Source organism: Streptomyces sp. NPDC037421 (genome assembly GCF_055602105.1).
Window position 1 is genome coordinate 289,657 of sequence record NZ_JBVJWV010000006.1, and the last position, 23,539, is coordinate 313,195.

The window sequence follows — 23,539 nt, forward strand, 5'->3', positions numbered from 1 at the left end:
CGCTTACGCCTCCTTGAAGGGGAAGCCGAGGTGACGAAGGAGCGCGCGGCCCTCGTCGTCGTTGGTCGCCGTGGTGACCACGGTGATGTCCATACCCCGGGTACGGTCGATCTTGTCCTGGTCGATCTCGTGGAACATGACCTGCTCCGTGAGACCGAAGGTGTAGTTGCCACGGCCGTCGAACTGCTTCGGCGACAGGCCACGGAAGTCACGGATACGCGGCAGCGCGAGCGACAGCGTACGGTCCAGGAACTCCCACATGCGGTCACCACGGAGGGTGACGTGGCAGCCGATCGGCTGACCCTCGCGCAGCTTGAACTGCGCGATGGACTTGCGGGCCTTCGTGACGGCCGGCTTCTGGCCGGTGATCGTCGTCAGGTCGCGGATGGCACCGTCGATCAGCTTCGAGTCACGGGCGGCGTCGCCGACACCCATGTTCACGACGATCTTGACGAGGCCGGGGATCTGCATGACGTTCTCGTAGGAGAACTCTTCACGCAGCTTGCCCGCGATGTCCTCGCGGTACTTCGTCTTCAGACGCGGAGTGGTAGCCATCAGATGTCCTCACCCGTGCGCTTGGCAACGCGGATCTTGTTGCCCTCGTCGTCGAAGCGGAAACCGACGCGGGTGACGACCTTCTTGCCGTCCTTCTCCACAACCAGCTGAACGTTGCTGACGTGGACCGGGGCCTCGGTGATCACGATGCCACCGGCCTGGTTCTGGCCAGCCTTGGTGTGCTTCTTGACCCGGTTGACACCCTCGACCAGGACACGGTTCTCGCTGGGCATGGCCGCGATGACCTTGCCCTGCTTGCCCTTGTCCTTACCGGTGATGACCTGGACCAGGTCGCCCTTCTTGATCTTCATGCTTACAGCACCTCCGGCGCGAGCGAGATGATCTTCATGAACTTCTTCTCGCGCAGCTCACGGCCCACGGGGCCGAAGATACGGGTGCCGCGAGGGTCGCCGTCGTTCTTCAGAATGACGGCGGCGTTCTCGTCGAAGCGGATGTACGAGCCGTCCTGGCGGCGGCGCTCCTTGACGGTGCGAACGATGACCGCCTTGACGACGTCACCCTTCTTCACGTTGCCACCGGGGATCGCATCCTTGACGGTGGCGACGATGACGTCACCGATGCCCGCGTAGCGGCGACCGGAGCCACCGAGAACACGGATGCAAAGGATCTCCTTGGCACCAGTGTTGTCGGCGACACGCAGTCGCGACTCCTGCTGGATCACGTCTATCTCCTGTTTGTCTGCCGGTTCCCGGCCGGGGCTTCAGTGAAGCCCCGGCCGAGCCTGGCGGAACGAACCTGAAGGGTTACCCCTTCAAGTAATTACTTGGCCTTCTCGAGGATCTCGACGATGCGCCAGCGCTTCGTCGCCGACAGCGGACGCGTCTCCATGATGAGGACGCGGTCGCCGACGCCGGCAGCGTTCTGCTCGTCGTGCGCCTTGAGCTTGTTCGTACGGCGGATGACCTTGCCGTACAGCGCGTGCTTCACACGGTCCTCGACGGCGACGACGACGGTCTTGTCCATCTTGTCGCTGACGACCAGACCCTCACGGGTCTTGCGGAAACCGCGCTCGGTCTTCTCAGTCACGTTGTTCTCGCTCATCAGGCGTTCTCCACCGTCTCGATACCGAGCTCACGCTCGTGCATCAGGGTGTAGATGCGAGCGATGTCCTTACGGACGGACTTGAGCCGGCCGTTGTTCTCCAGCTGGCCGGTGGCCGCCTGGAAACGGAGCTTGAACAGCTCCTCCTTGGCCTCGCGCAGCTTGGCAACGAGCTCCTCGTTGCCGAGCTCGCGGAGCTCGGACGCCTTGGTTCCCGTCGCCATCACGACTCACCTGCCTCGCGCTTGACGATGCGGCACTTCATCGGCAGCTTGTGGGCCGCACGAGTGAGAGCCTCACGCGCAATCTTTTCGTTCGGGTAGGACAGCTCGAACATGACCCGGCCCGGGTGCACGTTCGCGATCCACCACTCGGGGGAACCCTTACCGGAACCCATGCGGGTCTCGGCAGGCTTCTTCGTCAGCGGGCGGTCCGGGTAGATGTTGATCCAGACCTTGCCGCCACGCTTGATGTGGCGGGTCATCGCGATACGAGCCGCCTCGATCTGGCGGTTCGTCACGTAGGCGGGGGTGAGCGCCTGGATGCCGTACTCGCCGAACGAGACCTCAGTACCGCCCTTGGCCATACCGCTGCGCTTCGGGTGGTGCTGCTTGCGGTGCTTGACCCTACGAGGGATCAGCATGTCGGTCAGGCCTCCGTTCCGGTGCTCTCGGCCGGAGCGGCGGCGGGAGCGTCGGCCTTGGGGGCCTCGGCGCCAGCAGCCTGCTGCGGCTTGCGGCCACCACGGCCGCCGCGCTCGCCACCACGGCCACCACGGCCGGCGGGACGGTCGCCAGCGCCGGCACCACGGGCCGGGCGGTTACCCGCACGGGCCGCAGCGTTCTCGGCGCGAACCTCGGCGATGTTCTTGACGTCGCCCTTGTAGATCCAGACCTTCACGCCGATACGGCCGAAGGTGGTCTTGGCCTCGAAGAAGCCGTAGTCCACGTTCGCGCGCAGCGTGTGCAGCGGCACACGACCCTCGCGGTAGAACTCGGAGCGGGACATCTCGGCGCCGCCGAGGCGGCCACCGCACTGGATCTTGATGCCCTTGGCGCCGGCCTTCATGGTGCCCTGCATGCTCTTGCGCATGGCACGACGGAAGGAGACGCGGGAGGAGAGCTGCTCGGCAACGGCCTGGGCAACGAGCTGAGCGTCGAGCTCGGGGTTCTTGACCTCGAGGATGTTCAGCTGGACCTGCTTGCCCGTGAGCTTCTCGAGGTCACCGCGGATGCGGTCGGCCTCGGCACCACGGCGGCCGATGACGATGCCGGGACGGGCGGTGTGGATGTCCACACGCACGCGGTCACGGGTGCGCTCGATCTCAACCTTCGAGATGCCGGCGCGCTCCATGCCGGACGTCATCATCCGACGGATGGCGACGTCTTCCTTGACGTAGTCCTTGTACAGCTTGTCGGCGTACCAGCGGGACTTGAAGTCCGTGGTGATGCCGAGTCGGAACCCGTGCGGGTTTACCTTCTGGCCCATTACCGGGAACCTTCCTTGCTGCTGACGACCACGGTGATGTGGCTGGTCCGCTTGCGGATCCGGTAGGCACGGCCCTGGGCACGCGGACGGAACCGCTTCAGGGTCGGGCCCTCGTCCACGTACGCCTCGCTGATGACCAGCGTGGAGGCGTCCGGGTGGTTGTAGTTGTGCGCGGCGTTGGCAATGGCGCTGTCAAGCACCTTGCCGACCGGCACGCTCGCGGCCTGCGGGGCGAAACGCAGGACCGCCTGAGCCTCCGTGGCATCCATGCCACGGATGAGGTCCACCACTCGGCGGGCCTTCATGGGCGTGACGCGGATGTACCGCGCCTGGGCCCTGGCTTCCATGGTTGTCCCTTCGGTGTTAGTCATAGTCGTAACCACCCCGCGATTAGCGGCGCTTCGACTTCCGGTCGTCCTTGACGTGGCCGCGGAAGGTGCGAGTCGGCGAGAACTCGCCGAGCTTGTGGCCGACCATCGACTCGGTGACGAACACCGGGACGTGGGTCTTGCCGTTGTGCACCGCGATCGTGTGACCCAGCATGCTGGGGATGATCATCGAGCGACGGGACCAGGTCTTGATGACGTTCTTGGTGCCGGCTTCGTTCTGGGCGTCCACCTTCTTTACGAGGTGGTCGTCGACGAAGGGCCCCTTCTTGAGACTGCGCGGCATCTAAACCCGCTCCTAGCGCTTCTTGTTCGTCTTGCGGCGGCGGACGATGTACTTGCTCGAAGCCTTCTTCGGCGAGCGAGTACGACCCTCCTTCTGACCCCACGGGGAGACCGGGTGGCGACCACCGCTGGTCTTGCCCTCACCACCACCGTGCGGGTGGTCAACCGGGTTCATCGCGACACCGCGGACGGTCGGGCGAACGCCCTTCCAGCGCATACGGCCGGCCTTGCCCCAGTTGATGTTCGACTGCTCGGCGTTGCCGACCTCGCCGACGGTGGCGCGGCAGCGCGCGTCGACGAGACGGATCTCACCGGACGGCATGCGGAGGTGGGCCATCACGCCCTCCTTCGCGAGCAGCTGCACGGAGGCACCAGCGGAGCGGGCGAACTTCGCGCCGCCACCGGGACGGAGCTCGATCGCGTGGATCGTGGTACCGACCGGGATGTTGCGGAGCGCGAGGTTGTTGCCCGGCTTGATGTCGGCCGTGGGGCCGTTCTCAATCCGGTCACCCTGCTGCAGACCGCGCGGCGCGATGATGTAGCGCTTCTCGCCGTCGGCGTAGTGCAGCAGCGCGATGCGCGCGGTGCGGTTGGGGTCGTACTCGATGTGCGCGACCTTGGCCGGCACGCCGTCCTTGTCGTGACGACGGAAGTCGATCACACGGTAGGCGCGCTTGTGTCCACCACCCTGGTGGCGAACGGTGATCCGGCCGGTGTTGTTACGGCCGCCCTTGCTGTGCAGAGGGCGAACCAGCGACTTCTCCGGCGTGGACCGCGTGATCTCGACAAAGTCGGCGACGCTGGAGCCACGACGGCCCGGGGTCGTCGGCTTGTACTTGCGGATACCCATTTCTCAGTCCTCGTCCGATTCCGGACGACTAGACCTCCGTTAGGAGGCCTGGCCGCCGAAGATGTCGATACGGTTGCCCTCGGCAAGGGTCACGATGGCGCGCTTGGTGTTGGCGCGCTTGCCGAAACCGGTCTTGGTGCGCTTGCGCTTACCCTGACGGTTGATCGTGTTGACCCCGGTGACCTTGACCGAGAAGACCGCCTCGACGGCCTGCTTGATCTGGGTCTTGTTGGCGCCGGGCGCGACGATGAACGTGTACTTGTTCTCGTCCAGCAGCGCGTAGCTCTTCTCCGAGACGACCGGCTTGATCAGCAGGTCGCGCGGGTCGGTGAAGGTCTTGCTGGTAACGGTCGCCTCAGACATCAGGCCTCGTTCCCTTCGGTCTCATCGGCCTTGGGGCCAGACACGAAGGACTCGAGCGCGGCCTGGGTGAAGACCACGTCGTCAGAGACGATCACGTCGTACGTGTTCAGCTGGCCCGGCTCCAGGATGTGAACCTGGGGCAGGTTGCGGGCGGACAGCCACGCCAGCTCGTCAGAGCGCTCGGCGACCAGGAGCAGGTTCTTGCGCTCCGAGATCTTGCCGAACAGCGTCTTGGCGGCCTTCGTGGAGGCGGCACCCTCGACCACGCCGGTGACGACGTGGATGCGGGAGTGACGCGCACGGTCCGAGAGGGCACCGCGGAGGGCGGCGGCCTTCATCTTCTTGGGGGTCCGCTGCGAGTAGTCACGCGGCTGCGGGCCGTGGACGACGCCACCGCCGGCGAACTGCGGAGCGCGGGTCGAACCCTGACGGGCGCGGCCGGTGCCCTTCTGGCGGTAAGGCTTCTTGCCACCACCACGGACTTCGCCACGGGTCTTGGTCTTGTGCGTGCCCTGACGGGCAGCTGCCAGCTGGGCGACGACGACCTGGTGGATCAGCGGAACGCTGGTCTTCGCGTCGAAGATCTCCGCGGGGAGCTCGACGGTACCGGCCTTGTCGCCTGCCGGCGAAAGGATGTCAATGGTGCTCATTACCTCAAGCCCCCTTGGCCGCGGTACGGACCAGGACGAGGCCGCCGTTCGGACCGGGGACCGCGCCCTTGATGAGGAGCAGACCCTTCTCCGCGTCAACCGCGTGGATGGTCAGGTTCTGGGTGGTGACGCGCTCGTTACCCATGCGACCGGCCATGCGCATGCCCTTGAAGACACGCCCAGGGGTGGCGCAGCCACCGATCGAACCGGGGGAGCGGTGCTTGCGCTGCACACCGTGACCGGCGCCGAGGCCCCGGAAGTTGTGCCGCTTCATGACACCGGCGAAGCCCTTGCCCTTGCTGTTGCCCGTGACGTCAACCTTGACGCCGGACTCGAACACCTCGGCAGTGATCTCCTGGCCGAGCGTGTACTCGCTGGCGTCGGAGGTGCGGAGCTCCACCAGGTGGCGGCGGGGGGTCACGTCGGCCTTGGCGAAGTGGCCCTTGAGGGGCTTGTTCACCTTGCGCGGGTCGATCTCGCCGAAGGCGATCTGGACCGACTCGTAGCCGTCGATGTCGTTCGTACGGACCTGGGTCACGACGCAGGGTCCGGCCTTGACGACGGTCACCGGGACGACACGGTTGTTCTCGTCCCAGACCTGGGTCATGCCGAGCTTCTCGCCCAGGACGCCCTTGATCTGCTTTGCCATCTTCTCGACGCCTCTCAGAGCTTGATCTCGATGTCAACGCCGGCCGGAAGGTCCAGGCGCATCAGCGAGTCAACGGTCTTGGGCGTCGGGTCGAGGATGTCGATCAGGCGCTTGTGCGTGCGCATCTCGAAGTGCTCGCGCGAGTCCTTGTACTTGTGCGGCGACTTGATGACGCAGTACACGTTCTTCTCAGTGGGCAGCGGCACCGGGCCCGCGACCGACGCACCAGTGCGGGTCACCGTCTCGACGATCTTCTTCGCCGAGGAGTCGATGACCTCGTGGTCGTAGGCCTTGAGCCGGATGCGGATCTTCTGTCCCGCCATGGCTACTCCGTAGTCCTGTCTCTGTGTGGAAACGCTCTGGCTCCCGGGAGGCTGCGGAACGGGGTTCCGCGGCTTCTCTCCGACCCACGCGGTCGGGCGTGTCGCATGCCCTCTACAGAAAATTCCCATACGGAAATTCCCTCGTCCAAGGGGATGCGGTCCTGACCGCGCATCGGGGGAGAAACACCCACCGAGTGCCTGGTGGGCACCGTGCTGACACTTCCCAGAAGATTCCCGTACGTCCGCCCTCATTGCTGCCCCGAAAGGCAGATTAAGGACGACGAGTACTGTGGGACTCGCTTCCGGTCCTCCCGGCGGGAGGCGCACAGCATCGGCACTCAACCGAGCAACTTGAGTAGTCTGCCATACGAGACACGTACCTGGCCAATCGGGCCGAAGAGAATACCCCGCCGCGCGGACACGTCAAACCGCGCCACACCCTTCGCCCGGCGGGGTTCTCGCAGGCCGGACCGCTGATCAGGTTCGGGACACGGTCCCGCATCCCTCCTGCCCCTCGACCGCGATGCCCTTGCTGCGGTCGTACGGGTCCACCGGCGGCCCGGAGGGCGCCGTTCCGCCGTTGTCCGCGTCCGAGAAGAACGACGGGTGCAGGTAGCCGTCGAAGCGGTCACAGGAGCTGTTGGCGATGTCCCGGTTGATCTGGAAGAGCCACAGCTTGCCCGCGGTGCCCTCCCACTTGTCCGGGTCCGCGATCGAGAAGGTGAACTCGCGGCGGACGATGGTCCGCGCGACGTCCTCCGGGTTCCCCTTGACCTTCGTGAACGGGTAGACGAAGGAGTAGTCCGCCCGCACGTGGGCCTGCCCGGGCTCCTCGCCGGCCTCCACCCACATCCGGCCCCGGACCTTGACCGCGTCGCCCGCCGGCTTGAGCTCGGCCGGGTCGTACCGGGTGAACCAGTCCAGCGGGTCCTGGTCCCGTCCGGGCCGCTCGAAGGCCTTCGCCATCGCCGTCCGGGTCTTCTCGTCCTTCGGGTCCAGCAGGGCCATCGCCGCCCCCGGACGTTCCCCCCGCAGGGTGGCCGGATCCAGGTTGGCCCCGACCAGGAACTGCTTCGCCTTCACCAGCGCGTCGGCCACGGCCTCCCGGGACATGCCGCCGACGGCGGTCGCCTCCGGGACCTCGATACCGGCGGCGCCATCGGCCCACTGGGCGGCCGGCGAACCCCGGAACGGCTCCTTCAGGGTCGGACGGTCCGGGTACGCGGCCTCCGGGGCCGCGGTCGGACGTACCGACTCGGCCGGCAGCGGCGAGGCCTCAGCGGCCGCCTTGCGGGCTTCCGCCTTCCCCGTCACCCGGTCGATGACCAGCTCCGGCCGTACGACGATCAGCGCGGCCGCCCCGACGGCGACGAGCGCCGCCGCGGCCTTCAGGCGCCGCTTGCCCGGGCCGCGGCCCTCCCTCTCCCGCCACGCCGGCCCGGTCCGCCACCCCTGCGGCTCGTCGTGTCTGCCGCCGCCCTGCTGTCCCATGCGTTTCCCACCCTGGTCGATCGCCCGTTCGTACTGTTGCGGAGCCTCTCACACGGTCTTTATGCGGCCTTTACAGGGGGGTACGACGAAGGGCCCCTCCCCCGCCGCCGGAGCGGTGGGAAAGGGGCCCTCGCGTCAAACATGGTGCCCGCTGCCGCGAGCTACCAGGTCAGAGCACGAATTACTTCGTGATCTTGGTGACCTGGCCGGCGCCGACGGTGCGACCACCCTCACGGATGGCGAACTTCAGGCCCTCCTCCATGGCGACCGGCTGGATCAGCGCGACCGTCATGTCGGTGTTGTCGCCCGGCATGACCATCTCGGTGCCCTCGGGGAGGGTCACGACGCCGGTCACGTCCGTGGTACGGAAGTAGAACTGCGGGCGGTAGTTGTTGAAGAACGGGGTGTGACGGCCACCCTCGTCCTTCGACAGGATGTACGCGGCGGCCTCGAACTCGGTGTGCGGCGTAACCGAACCGGGCTTGATGATGACCTGGCCGCGCTCGACGTCCTCGCGCTTGATGCCACGGAGGAGCAGACCGACGTTCTCACCGGCCTGGCCCTCGTCGAGCAGCTTGCGGAACATCTCGATGCCGGTGACCGTGGTGGTGGTCTTCTCGGTCTTGATGCCGATGATGTCGACGGTCTCGTTGACCTTGAGGACACCACGCTCGATGCGACCGGTGACGACGGTGCCACGACCGGTGATCGTGAAGACGTCCTCGACGGGCATCAGGAACGGCTTGTCGGTGTCACGCGGCGGGGTCGGGATCGACTCGTCGACGGCCTTCATGAGGCCGAGGAGCTTCTCGCCCCACTCCTTGTCGCCCTCGAGCGCCTTCAGCGCGGAGACCTGGACGACCGGCAGGTCGTCGCCCGGGAAGTCGTACTCGGAGAGCAGCTCACGGACCTCGAGCTCGACGAGCTCCAGGATCTCCTCGTCGTCCACCATGTCGGCCTTGTTCAGGGCGACGACGATGTACGGAACGCCGACCTGGCGGGCCAGGAGCACGTGCTCCTTGGTCTGCGGCATCGGGCCGTCGGTGGCGGCGACCACGAGGATGGCGCCGTCCATCTGCGCGGCACCGGTGATCATGTTCTTGATGTAGTCCGCGTGACCCGGGCAGTCGACGTGGGCGTAGTGACGCGCCTCGGTCTGGTACTCGACGTGCGCGATGGAGATGGTGATACCGCGCTGGCGCTCCTCAGGAGCCTTGTCGATCTGGTCGAAGGCCGAGGCCTCGTTCAGGTCCGGGTACGCGTCGTGCAGCACCTTGGTAATGGCGGCCGTGAGGGTCGTCTTACCGTGGTCAATGTGACCGATGGTGCCGATGTTGACGTGCGGCTTAGTCCGCTCGAACTTCGCCTTCGCCACGGGGGTCCTCCTGGAGAGTGGTTCTGTACGCCTTACAGATCGGCGCCAGGTGATCTTTGCTGGAAAGCCGGGTTCCCCGGGGCAACGGGAGTGTTTGCTCCTGTTGCCCCAGAGGCTCCGGTGACAAGCCTAAAGCGTGTACTCGGAAGAGTTACTCGCCCTTGGCCTTCGCGATGATCTCCTCGGCGACGTTCCGGGGAACCTCGGCGTAGGAGTCGAACTGCATCGAGTAGCTGGCGCGACCCGAGGTCTTGCTGCGGAGGTCTCCGACGTAGCCGAACATCTCCGAAAGCGGCACGAGGCCCTTGACGATCTTGGCTCCGTGACGGTCCTCCATGGCCTGGATCTGGCCACGGCGGGAGTTGATGTCACCGATGACGTCGCCCATGGACTCCTCCGGCGTGGTGACCTCGACGGCCATCATCGGCTCGAGGAGCACGGGAGAAGCCTTGCGCGCGGCCTCCTTGAAGGCCTGCGAACCGGCGATCTTGAAGGCGAGCTCGGAGGAGTCGACCTCGTGGTAGCCACCGTCGAGAAGCGTGACGCGGACGCCAGTCATCTCGTAGCCGGCCAGGATGCCGAACTGCATGGCTTCCTGCGCACCGGCGTCGACCGAAGGGATGTACTCCTTCGGCACGCGGCCACCGGTGACCTTGTTGACGAACTCGTACGCCGGGCCATCGGCGTCCGTGATCGGCTCGATCGCGATCTGCACCTTGGCGAACTGACCGGTACCACCGGTCTGCTTCTTGTGGGTGTAGTCGTGACGCTCGACGGCCTTGCGGATCGTCTCGCGGTACGCGACCTGCGGCTTGCCGACGTTGGCGACGACCTTGAACTCGCGCTTCATACGGTCGACCAGCACCTCGAGGTGCAGCTCGCCCATACCGCCGAGGATGGTCTGGCCCGTCTCCTCGTCCGAGTGGACGTGGAACGAGGGGTCCTCTTCCGCGAGACGCTGGATGGCGACACCCAGCTTCTCCTGGTCGCCCTTGGAGGCGGGCTCGATGGCGACCTGGATGACCGGAGCCGGGAAGTCCATGGACTCCAGGATCACGGGCGCCTTGTCGTCGCACAGCGTCTCACCGGTGGTGGTCTGCTTCAGGCCCATGACGGCGACGATGTCGCCGGCGCCCACCGCGTCGATCTCCTCACGCTTGTTCGCGTGCATGCGGTAGATCTTGCCGATGCGCTCCTTCTTGCCCTTGACGGAGTTCAGCACCGCGGTGCCGGCCTCCAGGCGGCCCGAGTAAACCCGGACGAAGGTGAGCTTGCCGAGGTGCGGGTCGCTCATGATCTTGAACGCGAGCGCGGCGAGGGGCTCCTCGTCGGACGGCTTGCGCTTCACGACGACCTCGGCGTCCTTGACGTCGTGGCCCTCGATGGCCTCGATGTCGAGCGGCGACGGGAGGTAGCGCACGACGGCGTCGAGCAGGGGCTGAACGCCCTTGTTCTTGAACGCCGTACCGCAGAACACCGCGGTGATCGTGGGCTCGCCCTTGCCCTTGCCGGAGCCGAGGATGATGCGACGCACGGCGGCGTGCAGCTGCTCCTCGGAGGGCTCTTCGCCCTCGAGGAAGAGCTCCATCATCTCTTCGTCGTTCTCGGCGACCTGCTCGACGAGCTTGCCGCGCCATTCCTCGGCCAGCTCGGTGTGCGTGGCCGGGATGTCGACGACGTCGTACATCTCGCCCTTGGTGGCCTCGGCGGACCACACGAGAGCCTTCATGCGGACGAGGTCGACGACACCCTGGAAGTCGGCCTCGGCACCGATCGGGAGCTGCATGACGATCGGAACCGCACCGAGGCGGTCCTTGATCATGTCGACGCAGCGCATGAACTCGGCGCCGGTACGGTCGAGCTTGTTGACGAAGCAGATGCGCGGGACGCCGTAGCGGTCCGCCTGACGCCAAACGGTCTCGGACTGCGGCTCCACACCGGCGACACCGTCGAACACGGTGACGGCACCGTCGAGGACGCGGAGCGAACGCTCCACCTCGACCGTGAAGTCAACGTGACCCGGGGTGTCGATGATGTTGATGGTGTGGTCGACGTCCTCGAGCGGCCAGTGGCAGGTCGTCGCGGCGGACGTGATCGTGATGCCGCGCTCCTGCTCCTGCTCCATCCAGTCCATCGTGGCAGCGCCGTCGTGGACTTCACCGATCTTGTACGACACACCGGTGTAGAACAGGATGCGCTCGGTGGTGGTCGTCTTGCCCGCGTCGATGTGGGCCATGATGCCGATGTTGCGCACCTTGGCCAGGTCAAGCGAAGTGGTAGCCATATCGGCTCAGTCTTCTCTCGGTCTCGATGTGGGTTGGGACTACCAGCGGTAGTGCGCGAAGGCCTTGTTGGACTCGGCCATCTTGTGCGTGTCCTCGCGCTTCTTGACGGCCGCACCGAGGCCGTTCGAGGCGTCGAGAAGCTCGTTCATCAGGCGCTCGGTCATGGTCTTCTCGCGGCGGGCGCGGGAGTAACCCACGAGCCAGCGGAGGGCCAGGGTCGACTGGCGACCCGGCTTGACCTCGACGGGGACCTGGTAGGTCGCGCCACCGACACGGCGGGACTTGACCTCGAGGGACGGCTTGACGTTCTCCAGCGCGCGCTTCAGCGTGATGACCGGGTCGTTGCCGGTCTTCTCGCGGAGGCCTTCCATGGCGCCGTAGACGATGCGCTCGGCGGTGGAGCGCTTGCCGTTCAGCAGGATCTTGTTGATGAGCGAGGTCACCAGAGGAGATGCGTAGACCGGGTCGATGATGACCGGGCGCTTCGGGGCGGGGCCCTTACGAGGCATTCTTACTTCTCCTTCTTGGCGCCGTAGCGGCTGCGGGCCTGCTTGCGGTTCTTGACAGCCTGGGTGTCAAGCGCACCGCGGATGATCTTGTAACGAACACCCGGCAGGTCCTTCACACGGCCACCACGCACGAGCACGATCGAGTGCTCCTGCAGGTTGTGTCCCTCACCCGGAATGTAAGCGGTGACCTCGATGCCGGAGGTCAGACGCACACGCGCGACCTTACGGAGCGCCGAGTTCGGCTTCTTCGGGGTGGTCGTGAACACACGCGTGCAGACGCCGCGACGCTGGGGCGAAGCCTCGAGCGCGGGGGTCTTTGTCTTCTCGACCTTGTCCTGCCGGCCCTTACGGACCAGCTGCTGGATCGTAGGCACTACTTCTCCGGTTTCTGTGTGCCGTGTAGTGAAGCTAACCTGGAACTTTGCCGACCCACGCGGTCGGGTGTGTCGGATCCGGCGGACCCCTCCGCAAGCGCGGAAAGACGCATGGATCGCGGTGGCCGTTGACTCTCACGTGCGGTTGATGGACACGCACGGGAGCCCAGGCACACCCCAGGCACAAGGTCTGAGCGTACCCACCGCATCCACTCCGGTCAAAACATAAGCCGCACCGCCACCGCCGCGACGACCGCACAGCTCAGGCGCCGCACGGGCGGGAGGGCCCGGGCCGGGGTGGGCGCGCGGATCGCGCACCGGCGTGCTAGAGAGGGCGAACTACACTGCCCAGCGAATCCCAGCGAGTCATTCCAAAACGTACGAGCGCCAGGAGCAGGACATTGGGGACGGTCACCTCGGAGCCGACGACGGCGGAAAACCCGCCCCCGGACGGCGGCCGGACCCCCTCGTCACGGCGGCGCGCCGCACTCTCCCGGCTGTACGGCCCCCTGCTGGCCTTCCTCGTCACCTCGGGCGCCTTCTGCGCGGCCTGGGCGGCGCGGGGCACCTTCCCCTTCGGGGACAAGGGCCGGGCCATCAACGACCAGGCCAACCAGTACGTCCCCTTCCACCGCGCCCTGTGGGACCTGGTCCACGGCCAGGCCGCCGGCGACGTGCTGTTCACCTGGCGGGGAGGCTTCGGACAGCAGTTCCTGTCCGACTACTACACCTACCTGGGCAATCCTTTCTCCTGGCTCGCCGTGCTGGTCCCGCGCGAGCACGTCGACCTCGCCGTCTTCGTGATCACCCCGGTCACCATGGGTACGGCCGCCGCCGTGATGACCGTCTACCTCGGCAAGCTGCACCCCGGGCCGTGGTGGCAGCGCGGGGTGCTCGGGGCGACGTACGGACTGTGCGGCTGGGCCCTCAGCGACGCCTCGTACATCCCGATGTGGCTGTGGGGCCTGGTCGCCCTCCCGCTGCTCGGCATCGCCGTCGAGTGGTGCCTGGAGGGACGCCGCTGGCCGGGGGTGGCGCTGCTGGTCGCCCTCGCCTGGTTCGGGAACTTCTACACGGCGATGATGGCCACGATGGCGGCCTGCGTCCTGCTGGCCATCCGCCTGGTCACCCTGGACATGACGGGCGCGCAGCGGCTGCGCGCCCTGTGGCGGGCGGCGACCGCGGCGGCGGTGGGCATCCTCTTGACCCTCCCCCTCCTGCTGCCGTCGTTCCTGTCCAGCGGGGCGGCGCAGCCCACCAAGGCCGGCGCCTTCGACCCCGTCCGGATCGAGATCTTCCTCTCCGGCATGCTCCCGGCCACGCACCTGTGGGGCGGACGCCCGCGCCTGTACGTGGCCTCCCTCGGGCTGATCCTGGCGGGCAGCTTCCTCCTCAACACCCGCATCGCGGCCCGCACCCGCCTGGTCTGGGCGGCGGCCACCCTCCTGGTCCTGGTCTCCTTCCAGTTCCCCCCGACGCAGTACGTGTGGCACGGCCTGGCGGTGCCGAACGGCAACCCGTACCGCGAGGCGTTCGTGTTCAGCGGGATGGTCGTCATCCTGGCCTGGCTCGCCCTGGCCAACCGCCCCCGCCCCCTGCACCTGGCCCTGTCGGCGGCCCTGCTCCTCGTGGCCACCTTCGTGCTCCGCCACACGAACGACTTCGGCGGCTGGACCTGGCCGGCCGTCCTGGGCGGCGGCGCGGCCTCCCTGCTGGCCCTGCTGCTGCTCACCCGGGCGGAGAAGCACCGCGTCCTGCTCCCCCTCGCCGCCCTCCTCATGACCGGCGTGGTCTTCGCCGAATCGACGGTCGCGGCCGCCAACGCGGACGCCCGCCGCTCCCGCGAGCGCTGGGCGGCTCCCGTGCCGACCTCGAACCGCTCGATCACCAACCACTTCGAAGCCGTCCGCGACGTGGACGGCTGGCCCGCCTACCGGACGGACTCGGGCGCGCCGCAGACCTCGTACAACGACGCCCTCGCCCTCCGGGCGGAGGGCCCGCAGTACTACAGCAGCTACCTCCCGGAAGCCACGTACCAGGCCCTCGAACCCCTCGGCTACGGCTTCAAGAACGACGGCCGGACCTTCTTCGGCGCCGACAACCCGGTGCTCGACGCGATCTTCTCGATCGGCGCCCGCGTCCGCCCGGGCACCACCCCGGGTACCTGGACGGCGACGAAACACCCCGCCCCGCCCCTGGTCACGCTCCGCACGGCCCCGTACGCCTCCCCCAACCCCGCCGACTCGGTCTACGCCCACCAGGAGGACGTCCTGGGCACCACGGTCTACGAGGTCCCGGCGACCACCCGAACGGGCACCCCCACCACCCAGACGTACGCGGCCCGGTGCACCCCGGGCTCCGAGGCCTACTGGTACTCCCCCTCCCTGTACGGCACCCTTCGCACCCCGACCTCCGAACTCCCCCTCATGGACCGCATGACGGGCGTCGTCCCCCTGGGCCCGGTCCCCGCCTCGGGCGAGGTCACCGCGACGGTGGAAACCCGCACGGAGAACGCCACGGCCGGCGCCCACCCCATCGGCTGCCTGGACCGCGCGGCCCTGGACCGCACCGTCGGCACCCTGAAGGCGACGGGCGCCACCTCGGTCCGCGTCGGCGGCCACACCCTCGAAGCCACCCTCCCCCCGAACACCACCGGCACCGCCGTCCTGGCGGTGACGAACATCCCCGGCTGGCAGTGCTCGGCCCCGATCCGCGACTTCCACGGCCTCCTCTCCGTCCCCGTCACCCCGAGCACGCGCACCCTCTCCTGCACCTTCACCCCGAAGGGCCTCACCCCGGGCCTCGCAGCCGCCGCCCTGGCCCTCCTCACCCTGGCCTCGGCCACCACGGCGGGCTACTTCAGACGCCGCCGCGAGCGGGGCTGACGGAGAGGCCGCCCCCGGGCGGCCCCGGGCCGCCCCGTACGGCCGCTTGCGCCCGCGTCCGGCCCCCGGACACGACGAAGCCCCCCACCGCTCCTCTCGGAGCGGTGGGGGGCTTCGTCATACGAGCTGTCAGCCGTTGTACGGGCCGTAGTCGTAGTCCTCCAGCGGGACAGCCTGGCCGGAGCCGGTGCCGAAGGGCGAGTAGTCGATGTCGTCGTAGCCGACGGCCGAGTACATCGCGGCCTTGGCCTCCTCGGTGGGCTCGACCCGGATGTTGCGGTAGCGGGACAGACCCGTACCGGCCGGGATGAGCTTACCGATGATGACGTTCTCCTTGAGGCCGATGAGGCTGTCGGACTTGGCGTTGATCGCCGCGTCCGTCAGGACTCGGGTCGTCTCCTGGAAGGAGGCGGCCGACAGCCAGGATTCCGTCGCCAGCGAGGCCTTGGTGATACCCATCAGCTGCGGACGGCCGGAGGCGGGGTGACCGCCCTCGGTGACCACACGACGGTTCTCGGTCTCGAACTTCGAGCGCTCGACGAGCTCGCCCGGCAGGAGCTCCGCGTCGCCGGACTCGATGATCGTCACGCGGCGCAGCATCTGCCGGATGATGATCTCGATGTGCTTGTCGTGGATCGACACGCCCTGCGAGTTGTAGACCTTCTGGACTTCGCCGACCAGGTGGACCTGGACGGCACGCTGGCCGAGGATGCGCAGCACGTCGTGCGGGTTGGTGGCACCCATGGTGAGCTTCTGGCCCACCTCGACGTGGTCGCCCTCGTGCACGATGACCTTGGCGCGCTTGGAGATCGGGAAGGCCGTCTCCTCGCTGCCGTCGTCGGGCGTGATGACGATCTTCTTCGTCTTCTCGGTCTCCTCGATCCGCACGCGGCCGGCGGCCTCGGAGATCGGGGCGACACCCTTCGGGGTACGGGCCTCGAAGAGCTCGACGACACGCGGCAGACCCTGCGTGATGTCGTCACCGGCCACACCACCGGTGTGGAAGGTACGCATCGTCAGCTGGGTACCGGGCTCACCGATGGACTGGGCGGCGATGATGCCGACCGCCTCGCCGATGTCGACGAGCTTGCCGGTGGCCAGCGAGCGGCCGTAGCAGAAGGCACAGGTGCCGACCGCGGACTCGCAGGTCAGGACCGAGCGGGTCTTGACCTCCTCGACGCCGTTCGCGATGAGGGCGTCGATGAGCACGTCGCCGAGGTCCACGTTCGCCGGCGCGATGACCTTGCCGTCGATGACGACGTCCTCGGCCAGCATGCGGGCGTACACGGAGGTCTCGACGTCGTCCGCCTTGCGGAGGACACCCGCCTCGTCCTTGACACCGATCTTGAGCTTGAGGCCGCGCTCGGTGCCGCAGTCCTCCTCGCGGATGATGACGTCCTGCGAGACGTCCACCAGACGACGGGTGAGGTAACCCGAGTCGGCGGTACGCAGGGCGGTGTCCGCCAGACCCTTACGGGCACCGTGCGTGGAGATGAAGTACTCCAGAACGGTGAGGCCCTCACGGAAGGACGCCTTGATCGGACGCGGGATGGTCTCGTTCTTCGCGTTCGACACCAGACCACGCATACCGGCGATCTGTCGCATCTGCATCATGTTTCCTCGGGCACCCGAGTCAACCATCATGAAGATGGGGTTCGTCTTGGGGAAGTTCGCGTTCATCGCCTCGGCAACCTCGTTGGTCGCCTTGGTCCAGATCGCGATGAGCTCCTGCGTGCGCTCGTCCTTGGTGATCAGACCGCGCTCGTACTGCTTCTGGACCTTCTCGTCCTGCGCCTCGTAGCCCGCGACGATGGCCTTCTTGGCCTCGGGCACGACGACGTCGGAGATGGCCACGGTGACGCCCGAACGGGTCGCCCAGTGGAAGCCGGCCGCCTTCAGGTTGTCGAGCGTCGCCGCCACGATGACCTTGGGGTAGCGCTCCGCCAGGTCGTTGACGATCTCGGAGAGCTGCTTCTTGCCCACCGAGTAGTCGACGAACGGGTAGTCCTCGGGCAGCAGCTCGTTGAAGAGCGCGCGACCCAGGGTCGTCTTCAGACGGAAGCTGTCGCCCGGCTGGAACTCCTGCTCGCCCTCCTCGGCGACCGGCGCCACCCAGCCGCGCGGCGGGATGGTGCCCACCGGGAAGCGGATGTCGACGGACGACTGCAGCGCGAGCTCGCCGGCGTCGAACGCCATGATCGCCTCGGCGGTCGAGCCGAACGCGCGGCCCTCGCCCTTGACGTCACGGAGCTCACCGTCGGTGGTCAGGAAGAACAGACCCAGGACCATGTCCTGCGTCGGCATCGTGACCGGACGGCCGTCGGCCGGCTTGAGGATGTTGTTCGAGGACAGCATCAGGATGCGGGCCTCGGCCTGCGCCTCCGCGGAGAGCGGCAGGTGGACGGCCATCTGGTCACCGTCGAAGTCCGCGTTGAACGCGGTGCAGACGAGCGGGTGGATCTGGATGGCCTTGCCTTCGACCAGCTGGGGCTCGAAGGCCTGGATGCCGAGACGGTGCAGCGTGGGCGCACGGTTCAGCAGCACCGGGTGCTCGGCGATGACCTCTTCGAGCACGTCGTACACGACCGTGCGGCCGCGCTCGACCATGCGCTTCGCGCTCTTGATGTTCTGCGCGTGGTTCAGGTCGACCAGGCGCTTCATCACGAACGGCTTGAAGAGCTCCAGCGCCATGGCCTTGGGCAGACCACACTGGTGCAGCTTCAGCTGCGGACCGACGACGATCACGGAACGCGCGGAGTAGTCCACACGCTTACCGAGAAGGTTCTGACGGAATCGACCCTGCTTGCCCTTCAGCATGTCGCTGAGGGACTTCAGCGGACGGTTGCCGGGGCCCGTCACCGGGCGACCACGACGGCCGTTGTCGAAGAGGGCGTCGACCGCCTCCTGGAGCATGCGCTTCTCGTTGTTCACGATGATCTCGGGGGCACCGAGGTCGAGAAGGCGCTTCAGGCGGTTGTTGCGGTTGATCACGCGGCGGTACAGGTCGTTCAGGTCGGAGGTCGCGAAGCGGCCACCGTCCAGCTGCACCATCGGACGCAGGTCCGGCGGGATGACCGGGACGCAGTCCAGAACCATGCCCTTGGGGCTGTTGCTGGTCTGCAGGAACGCGGAGACGACCTTGAGGCGCTTGAGCGCACGGGTCTTCTTCTGGCCCTTGCCGGTACGGATGATCTCGCGGAGGCGCTCGGCCTCCTCCTCGAGGTCGAAGGACTCCAGGCGCTTCTGCAGAGCAGCCGCACCCATGGAACCGTCGAAGTACGTGCCGAAGCGGTCACGCAGCTCGCGGTAGAGGAGCTCGTCGCCCTCCAGGTCCTGGACCTTGAGGTTCTTGAAGCGGTTCCACACCTCGTCGAGGCGGTCGATCTCGCGCTGGGCGCGGTCGCGGAGCTGCTTCATCTCGCGCTCGGCGCCTTCGCGCACCTTGCGGCGCACGTCGGCCTTGGCGCCCTCGGCCTCGAGCTCGCCCAGGTCGCTCTCGAGCTTCTTGGCACGGCCTTCGAGGTCCGCGTCGCGGCGGTTCTCGATCTGCTGGCGCTCGACGGAGACGTGGGCCTCCAGCGACGGCAGGTCGCGCTGACGGCGCTCGTCGTCGACGAACGTGATCATGTACGCGGCGAAGTAGATGACCTTCTCGAGGTCCTTCGGCGCGAGGTCCAGCAGGTAGCCCAGGCGCGACGGGACGCCCTTGAAGTACCAGATGTGGGTGACGGGAGCGGCGAGCTCGATGTGGCCCATGCGCTCACGACGCACCTTGGCGCGCGTGACCTCGACGCCACAACGCTCACAGATGATGCCCTTGAAGCGGACACGCTTGTACTTGCCGCAGTAGCACTCCCAGTCCCGGGTAGGACCGAAGATCTTCTCGCAGAAGAGTCCGTCCTTCTCGGGCTTGAGGGTGCGGTAGTTGATGGTCTCCGGCTTCTTGACCTCGCCGTGTGACCAGGTTCGGATGTCGTCCGCGGTGGCAAGGCCGATCCGCAGCTCGTCGAAGAAGTTGACGTCGAGCACTGTGCGTCAATCCCTCTTTCGGGGTCGAGTCTCAATCATGGTCTGAACGGTCCCGGGGGCGACGGGGGCTCCGTGAGGAGCCCCCGTCAGGCCCGTCAGACCTCTTCGACGCTGCTCGGCTCGCGCCGGGACAGGTCGATACCGAGCTCCTCCGCCGCGCGGAAGACGTCCTCGTCGGTGTCGCGCATCTCGATGGACATGCCGTCCGAGGACAGCACCTCCACGTTGAGGCAGAGCGACTGCATTTCCTTGATGAGCACCTTGAAGGACTCGGGAATGCCCGGCTCGGGGATGTTCTCGCCCTTGACGATGGCCTCGTAGACCTTCACGCGGCCGGTCACGTCGTCGGACTTGATCGTCAGGAGTTCCTGGAGCGCGTAAGCGGCGCCGTATGCCTCAAGCGCCCACACCTCCATCTCACCGAATCGCTGACCACCGAACTGCGCCTTACCACCCAGCGGCTGCTGCGTGATCATCGAGTACGGACCGGTCGAACGGGCGTGGAGCTTGTCGTCGACCAGGTGGTGCAGCTTGAGGATGTACATGTACCCGACCGAGATCGGGTCCGGGAACGGCTCGCCGGAGCGGCCGTCGAACAGACGCGCCTTACCGGTCGGGAGCACCATGCGCTCGCCGTCGCGGTTCGGGATCGTGTGCTGGAGCAGGCCGGCCAGCTCGTCCTCACGCGCACCGTCGAAGACGGGGGTGGCGACGTTGGTGCCGGGGGCGACCTGGTCGGCGCCGATCGCCTGGAGGCGCTGCGCCCACTCGTCCGCGAGGCCGGAGACGTCCCAGCCGCGGCTGGCGAGCCAGCCGAGGTGGATCTCCAGGACCTGTCCCGGGTTCATTCGGGACGGGACACCCAGCGGGTTCAGGATGATGTCGACCGGCGTGCCGTCCTCGAGGAAGGGCATGTCCTCGATCGGAAGGATCTTGGAGATGACACCCTTGTTGCCGTGGCGGCCGGCGAGCTTGTCACCGTCGGTGATCTTGCGCTTCTGGGCGACGTAGACGCGGACCAGCTGGTTCACGCCCGGAGGAAGCTCGTCGCCCTCCTCGCGGTCGAAGACGCGGACACCGATGACCTTGCCGATCTCACCGTGAGGAACCTTGAGCGAGGTGTCACGCACCTCGCGGGCCTTCTCACCGAAGATCGCGCGGAGCAGGCGCTCCTCGGGGGTCAGCTCGGTCTCGCCCTTGGGCGTGACCTTGCCGACCAGGATGTCGCCGGCGACGACGTCCGCACCGATGCGGATGATGCCGCGCTCGTCGAGGTCGGCGAGGACCTCCTCGGAGACGTTCGGGATGTCCCGGGTGATCTCCTCGGGGCCCAGCTTGGTGTCACGGGCGTCGACCTCGTGCTCCTCGATGTGGATCGAGGAGAGGACGTCGTCCTGCACGAGGCGCTGCGACAGGATGATCGCGTCCTCGTAGTTGTGGCCTTCCCACGGCATGAACGCGACGAGCAGGTTCTTGCCGAGGGCCATCTCGCCCTCTTCGGTCGCCGGACCGTCGGCGAGGACCTGGGCCTCGATGATCCGGTCACCCTCGTTGACGATGACCTTCTGGTTGACCGAGGTGCCCTGGTTCGAGCGGGAGAACTTGGCGACGCGGTACGTGGTGTACGTGCCGTCGTCGTTGGCGACGGTGATGTAGTCGGCCGAGACCTCCTGGACGACACCGTCCTTCTCCGCCTTGATCGAGTCGCCGGCGTCGACCGCACAGCGGTACTCCATGCCGGTGCCGACGAGCGGGGCCTCCGCCTTGATGAGCGGAACGGCCTGGCGCATCATGTTCGCGCCCATGAGGGCGCGGTTGGCGTCGTCGTGCTCGAGGAAGGGGATCATCGCGGTGGCGACGGACACCATCTGGCGCGGCGAGACGTCCATGTAGTCCACGTCGGACGGCTCGACGTAGTCGACCTCGCCGCCACGCTTGCGGACCAGGACGCGACCCTCGGTGAAGCGCAGCTCGTCGTCCAGGCGTGCGTTCGCCTGGGCGATGACGAAGCGGTCTTCCTCGTCGGCGGTGACGTAGTCGACCTCGTCGGTGACCTGGCCGTCGACGACCTTGCGGTACGGGGTCTCGATGAAACCGAACGCGTTGACGCGGCCGTAGGACGCGAGCGAGCCGATCAGACCGATGTTCGGGCCTTCGGGGGTCTCGATCGGACACATGCGGCCGTAGTGCGACGGGTGCACGTCACGGACCTCGAAGCCGGCCCGCTCACGGGAGAGACCGCCGGGACCCAGAGCCGAGAGACGACGCTTGTGCGTCAGACCCGACAGCGGGTTGTTCTGGTCCATGAACTGCGACAGCTGGCTGGTGCCGAAGAACTCCTTGATGGAGGCGACGACCGGCCGGATGTTGATCAGGGTCTGCGGCGTGATCGCCTCGACGTCCTGGGTGGTCATGCGCTCGCGCACGACGCGCTCCATACGAGCCAGACCCGTGCGGACCTGGTTCTGGATGAGCTCGCCGACGTTGCGCAGACGACGGTTGCCGAAGTGGTCGATGTCGTCGGTCTCGACGACGATCGAACGGCCCGACTCACCGATGGTCTCGGTCTCGCCCGCGTGGAGCTTGACGAGGTACTTGATCGTCGCGATGACGTCGTCGGTGGTGAGCACACCGGCGTCGAGCGGCTCGTCGGCGCCGAGCTTCTTGTTCACCTTGTAGCGGCCGACCTTCGCGAGGTCGTAGCGCTTCGGGTTGAAGTAGAGGTTCTCGAGCAGCGTCTGAGCGGCCTCGCGGGTCGGCGGCTCGCCCGGGCGCAGCTTGCGGTAGATGTCGAGCAGCGCGTCGTCCTGGCCCTGGGTGTGGTCCTTCTCCAGGGTGGCGCGCATGGACTCGTACTCGCCGAACTCCTCGAGGATCTGCTCGGTGGTCCAGCCGAGGGCCTTGAGGAGGACGGTGACGGACTGCTTGCGCTTGCGGTCGATGCGGACGCCGACCATGTCGCGCTTGTCGACCTCCATCTCCAGCCAGGCACCCCGGGACGGGATGATCTTGGCGGAGAAGATGTCCTTGTCGGACGTCTTGTCGATGGAGGAGTCGAAGTAGACACCCGGGGAACGGACGAGCTGCGACACGACGACGCGCTCGGTGCCGTTGATGACGAAGGTGCCCTTGTTGGTCATGAGCGGGAAGTCGCCCATGAAGACCGTCTGAGACTTGATCTCACCGGTCTCGTTGTTCGTGAACTCGGCCGTGACGAAGAGCGGCGCCGCGTACGTGAAGTCGCGCTCCTTGCACTCGTCGACGGAGTTCTTCGCCGGCTCGAACCGGTGGTCGCGGAACGTCAGCGACATCGACCCGGAGAAGTCCTCGATCGGCGAGATCTCCTCGAAGATCTCTTCCAGACCGGACTTGGTGGGGACGTCCTGTCCACTCTCAAGCGCCGACTCGACGCGGGACTTCCAGGCGGCGTTGCCGAGCAGCCAGTCAAAGCTCTCGGTCTGCAGCGCCAGGAGGTTCGGAACCTCGAGGGGCTCCTTGATCTTTGCAAAGGAGATGCGCAGCGGGGCGGTGCTGGCACCGTTGTTCGTATTGGTCGAGGCGTTGCGCGAGGCGGCCAAGAGGGGGTCCTTCCGAGGGCTCGGACTCACTACGCGCGTACCGGTCCCAGCCGACACAGAAGACAAGGTGCTTCCGATCTGGCCAAAAGACCAGGTCAGAGGCGGTCAGTCAGATGTGCTCGAGCGTGGGCATGCCCCTGGCGACGGGCAGGGGACAGCTAACAGGCAGCGCAAAGGGTCAGTGTAGCCACTCGGCTCACTGATGTCCAGACCAGGTTTCCGGAAACCGGCAACAGGCCCTTCCCTACGTTGTTCAACCAACACGCTGCGGGCTCTCGTACACAGAGCGCGTATCAGTACTGCCCTCTTCGTAGTCGATCCATGCCTCGGATCCCGGATCGAGCTGGCCGACCTCACGACGGGACTGAGAATTGCGCGCCGCTGGCCGTTCGTCAAGGCCCC

At 66.9% G+C, this 23,539-nt stretch carries 22 protein-coding genes; 1 reads left to right on the forward strand and 21 read right to left on the reverse strand.

From position 1 onward, the window contains the following. Positions 1 to 3: 3 nt before the first annotated feature. The 19 genes from rplE to rpsL all read right to left on the reverse strand — a co-directional run bounded on the left by rplE (position 4) and on the right by rpsL (position 12,645). Entirely contained in the window at positions 4 to 555 is a 552-nt protein-coding gene (rplE, locus tag ACZ7IF_RS12415; protein WP_030298216.1) for a 50S ribosomal protein L5, read from the reverse strand. After that, the gene (gene rplX, locus ACZ7IF_RS12420) at positions 555 to 866 is read right to left on the reverse strand and encodes a 50S ribosomal protein L24 (RefSeq protein WP_388934833.1); all 312 of its coding nucleotides are present in this window, start codon (positions 864 to 866) and stop codon (positions 555 to 557) included. Before rplX ends, rplE begins: the two co-directional genes overlap by 1 nt. A gap of 2 nt (positions 867 to 868) precedes the next feature. Further along, positions 869 to 1,237, reverse strand: a complete 369-nt coding sequence (rplN, locus tag ACZ7IF_RS12425) for a 50S ribosomal protein L14 (protein ID WP_003956455.1) — start codon at positions 1,235 to 1,237, stop codon at positions 869 to 871. Between the two features lie 98 nt (positions 1,238 to 1,335). Continuing rightward, entirely contained in the window at positions 1,336 to 1,617 is a 282-nt protein-coding gene (rpsQ, locus tag ACZ7IF_RS12430; protein WP_007265908.1) for a 30S ribosomal protein S17, read from the reverse strand. Continuing rightward, positions 1,617 to 1,841, reverse strand: a complete 225-nt coding sequence (rpmC, locus tag ACZ7IF_RS12435; RefSeq protein WP_007265907.1) for a 50S ribosomal protein L29 — start codon at positions 1,839 to 1,841, stop codon at positions 1,617 to 1,619. Before rpmC ends, rpsQ begins: the two co-directional genes overlap by 1 nt. Continuing rightward, entirely contained in the window at positions 1,841 to 2,260 is a 420-nt protein-coding gene (rplP, locus tag ACZ7IF_RS12440; protein ID WP_007265906.1) for a 50S ribosomal protein L16, read from the reverse strand. The genes rpmC and rplP overlap by 1 nt, the downstream gene beginning before the upstream one ends. 5 nt (positions 2,261 to 2,265) lie before the next feature. Next, on the reverse strand, positions 2,266 to 3,105 hold the full coding sequence (gene rpsC, locus ACZ7IF_RS12445; protein ID WP_007265905.1) for a 30S ribosomal protein S3: 840 nt from the start codon (positions 3,103 to 3,105) through the stop codon (positions 2,266 to 2,268). After that, positions 3,105 to 3,452, reverse strand: coding sequence for a 50S ribosomal protein L22 (gene rplV / locus ACZ7IF_RS12450; protein WP_007265904.1), 348 nt, complete (start codon positions 3,450 to 3,452; stop codon positions 3,105 to 3,107). The genes rpsC and rplV overlap by 1 nt, the downstream gene beginning before the upstream one ends. A 43-nt stretch (positions 3,453 to 3,495) precedes the next feature. Then, positions 3,496 to 3,777 carry a 30S ribosomal protein S19 gene (gene rpsS, locus ACZ7IF_RS12455; protein WP_007265903.1) on the reverse strand — a complete coding sequence of 94 codons (282 nt, stop codon included), beginning with the start codon at positions 3,775 to 3,777 and terminating at the stop codon, positions 3,496 to 3,498. A gap of 12 nt (positions 3,778 to 3,789) precedes the next feature. Beyond that, a complete protein-coding gene (gene rplB, locus ACZ7IF_RS12460) occupies positions 3,790 to 4,626 on the reverse strand; it encodes a 50S ribosomal protein L2 (protein WP_125822122.1) in 837 nt (278 codons plus the stop codon). A gap of 39 nt (positions 4,627 to 4,665) precedes the next feature. Beyond that, complete coding sequence (gene rplW, locus ACZ7IF_RS12465) at positions 4,666 to 4,989, reverse strand: 50S ribosomal protein L23 (protein WP_007265901.1); 324 nt, start codon at positions 4,987 to 4,989, stop codon at positions 4,666 to 4,668. After that, positions 4,989 to 5,639 (reverse strand): 50S ribosomal protein L4, encoded by a 651-nt coding sequence (gene rplD, locus ACZ7IF_RS12470; protein ID WP_007265900.1) that lies wholly within the window; start codon positions 5,637 to 5,639, stop codon positions 4,989 to 4,991. The genes rplW and rplD overlap by 1 nt, the downstream gene beginning before the upstream one ends. A 4-nt stretch (positions 5,640 to 5,643) precedes the next feature. Continuing rightward, positions 5,644 to 6,288: a 50S ribosomal protein L3 gene (gene rplC / locus ACZ7IF_RS12475; RefSeq protein ID WP_007265899.1), complete on the reverse strand. Its 645-nt coding sequence runs from the start codon at positions 6,286 to 6,288 to the stop codon at positions 5,644 to 5,646. Positions 6,289 to 6,302: 14 nt separating this feature from the next. Then, positions 6,303 to 6,611: a 30S ribosomal protein S10 gene (rpsJ, locus tag ACZ7IF_RS12480; RefSeq protein WP_003948644.1), complete on the reverse strand. Its 309-nt coding sequence runs from the start codon at positions 6,609 to 6,611 to the stop codon at positions 6,303 to 6,305. A gap of 477 nt (positions 6,612 to 7,088) precedes the next feature. Beyond that, positions 7,089 to 8,102: a hypothetical protein gene (locus tag ACZ7IF_RS12485; protein ID WP_470967980.1), complete on the reverse strand. Its 1,014-nt coding sequence runs from the start codon at positions 8,100 to 8,102 to the stop codon at positions 7,089 to 7,091. 181 nt (positions 8,103 to 8,283) lie between these two features. Further along, entirely contained in the window at positions 8,284 to 9,477 is a 1,194-nt protein-coding gene (tuf, locus tag ACZ7IF_RS12490; RefSeq protein ID WP_361606931.1) for an elongation factor Tu, read from the reverse strand. Between the two features lie 151 nt (positions 9,478 to 9,628). After that, the gene (gene fusA, locus ACZ7IF_RS12495) at positions 9,629 to 11,761 is read right to left on the reverse strand and encodes an elongation factor G (RefSeq protein WP_470967989.1); all 2,133 of its coding nucleotides are present in this window, start codon (positions 11,759 to 11,761) and stop codon (positions 9,629 to 9,631) included. A 39-nt stretch (positions 11,762 to 11,800) separates the two neighbouring features. Continuing rightward, positions 11,801 to 12,271, reverse strand: a complete 471-nt coding sequence (gene rpsG, locus ACZ7IF_RS12500; RefSeq protein ID WP_007265894.1) for a 30S ribosomal protein S7 — start codon at positions 12,269 to 12,271, stop codon at positions 11,801 to 11,803. A 2-nt stretch (positions 12,272 to 12,273) separates the two neighbouring features. Beyond that, complete coding sequence (gene rpsL, locus ACZ7IF_RS12505) at positions 12,274 to 12,645, reverse strand: 30S ribosomal protein S12 (RefSeq protein ID WP_007265893.1); 372 nt, start codon at positions 12,643 to 12,645, stop codon at positions 12,274 to 12,276. 401 nt (positions 12,646 to 13,046) lie between these two features. Here rpsL and ACZ7IF_RS12510 point away from each other — a divergent pair, with 401 nt between their 5' ends. Beyond that, positions 13,047 to 15,530 (forward strand): YfhO family protein, encoded by a 2,484-nt coding sequence (locus ACZ7IF_RS12510; protein ID WP_470967993.1) that lies wholly within the window; start codon positions 13,047 to 13,049, stop codon positions 15,528 to 15,530. A 129-nt stretch (positions 15,531 to 15,659) separates the two neighbouring features. Here the strand turns inward: ACZ7IF_RS12510 and ACZ7IF_RS12515 are convergent, their stop codons facing one another. Together ACZ7IF_RS12515 and rpoB are read right to left on the reverse strand one after the other, a co-directional pair. After that, positions 15,660 to 19,559, reverse strand: a complete 3,900-nt coding sequence (locus tag ACZ7IF_RS12515; protein WP_405979191.1) for a DNA-directed RNA polymerase subunit beta' — start codon at positions 19,557 to 19,559, stop codon at positions 15,660 to 15,662. A gap of 95 nt (positions 19,560 to 19,654) precedes the next feature. Then, a complete protein-coding gene (gene rpoB / locus ACZ7IF_RS12520; RefSeq protein WP_470967996.1) occupies positions 19,655 to 23,137 on the reverse strand; it encodes a DNA-directed RNA polymerase subunit beta in 3,483 nt (1,160 codons plus the stop codon). Positions 23,138 to 23,539: the final 402 nt, after the last annotated feature.

Bases quoted from the DNA above. Each gene is read 5' to 3' on its own strand.
- rplE (WP_030298216.1), bottom strand. From the start codon at position 555: ATGGCTACCACTCCGCGTCTGAAGACGAAGTACCGCGAGGACATCGCG.
- rplX (WP_388934833.1), bottom strand. From the start codon at position 866: ATGAAGATCAAGAAGGGCGACCTGGTCCAGGTCATCACCGGTAAGGAC.
- rpsQ (WP_007265908.1), bottom strand. From the start codon at position 1,617: ATGAGCGAGAACAACGTGACTGAGAAGACCGAGCGCGGTTTCCGCAAG.
- rpmC (WP_007265907.1), bottom strand. From the start codon at position 1,841: ATGGCGACGGGAACCAAGGCGTCCGAGCTCCGCGAGCTCGGCAACGAG.
- rplP (WP_007265906.1), bottom strand. From the start codon at position 2,260: ATGCTGATCCCTCGTAGGGTCAAGCACCGCAAGCAGCACCACCCGAAG.
- rpsC (WP_007265905.1), bottom strand. From the start codon at position 3,105: ATGGGCCAGAAGGTAAACCCGCACGGGTTCCGACTCGGCATCACCACG.
- rplV (WP_007265904.1), bottom strand. From the start codon at position 3,452: ATGGAAGCCAGGGCCCAGGCGCGGTACATCCGCGTCACGCCCATGAAG.
- rpsS (WP_007265903.1), bottom strand. From the start codon at position 3,777: ATGCCGCGCAGTCTCAAGAAGGGGCCCTTCGTCGACGACCACCTCGTA.
- rplB (WP_125822122.1), bottom strand. From the start codon at position 4,626: ATGGGTATCCGCAAGTACAAGCCGACGACCCCGGGCCGTCGTGGCTCC.
- rplW (WP_007265901.1), bottom strand. From the start codon at position 4,989: ATGTCTGAGGCGACCGTTACCAGCAAGACCTTCACCGACCCGCGCGAC.
- rplD (WP_007265900.1), bottom strand. From the start codon at position 5,639: ATGAGCACCATTGACATCCTTTCGCCGGCAGGCGACAAGGCCGGTACC.
- rplC (WP_007265899.1), bottom strand. From the start codon at position 6,288: ATGGCAAAGCAGATCAAGGGCGTCCTGGGCGAGAAGCTCGGCATGACC.
- rpsJ (WP_003948644.1), bottom strand. From the start codon at position 6,611: ATGGCGGGACAGAAGATCCGCATCCGGCTCAAGGCCTACGACCACGAG.
- ACZ7IF_RS12485 (WP_470967980.1), bottom strand. From the start codon at position 8,102: ATGGGACAGCAGGGCGGCGGCAGACACGACGAGCCGCAGGGGTGGCGG.
- fusA (WP_470967989.1), bottom strand. From the start codon at position 11,761: ATGGCTACCACTTCGCTTGACCTGGCCAAGGTGCGCAACATCGGCATC.
- rpsG (WP_007265894.1), bottom strand. From the start codon at position 12,271: ATGCCTCGTAAGGGCCCCGCCCCGAAGCGCCCGGTCATCATCGACCCG.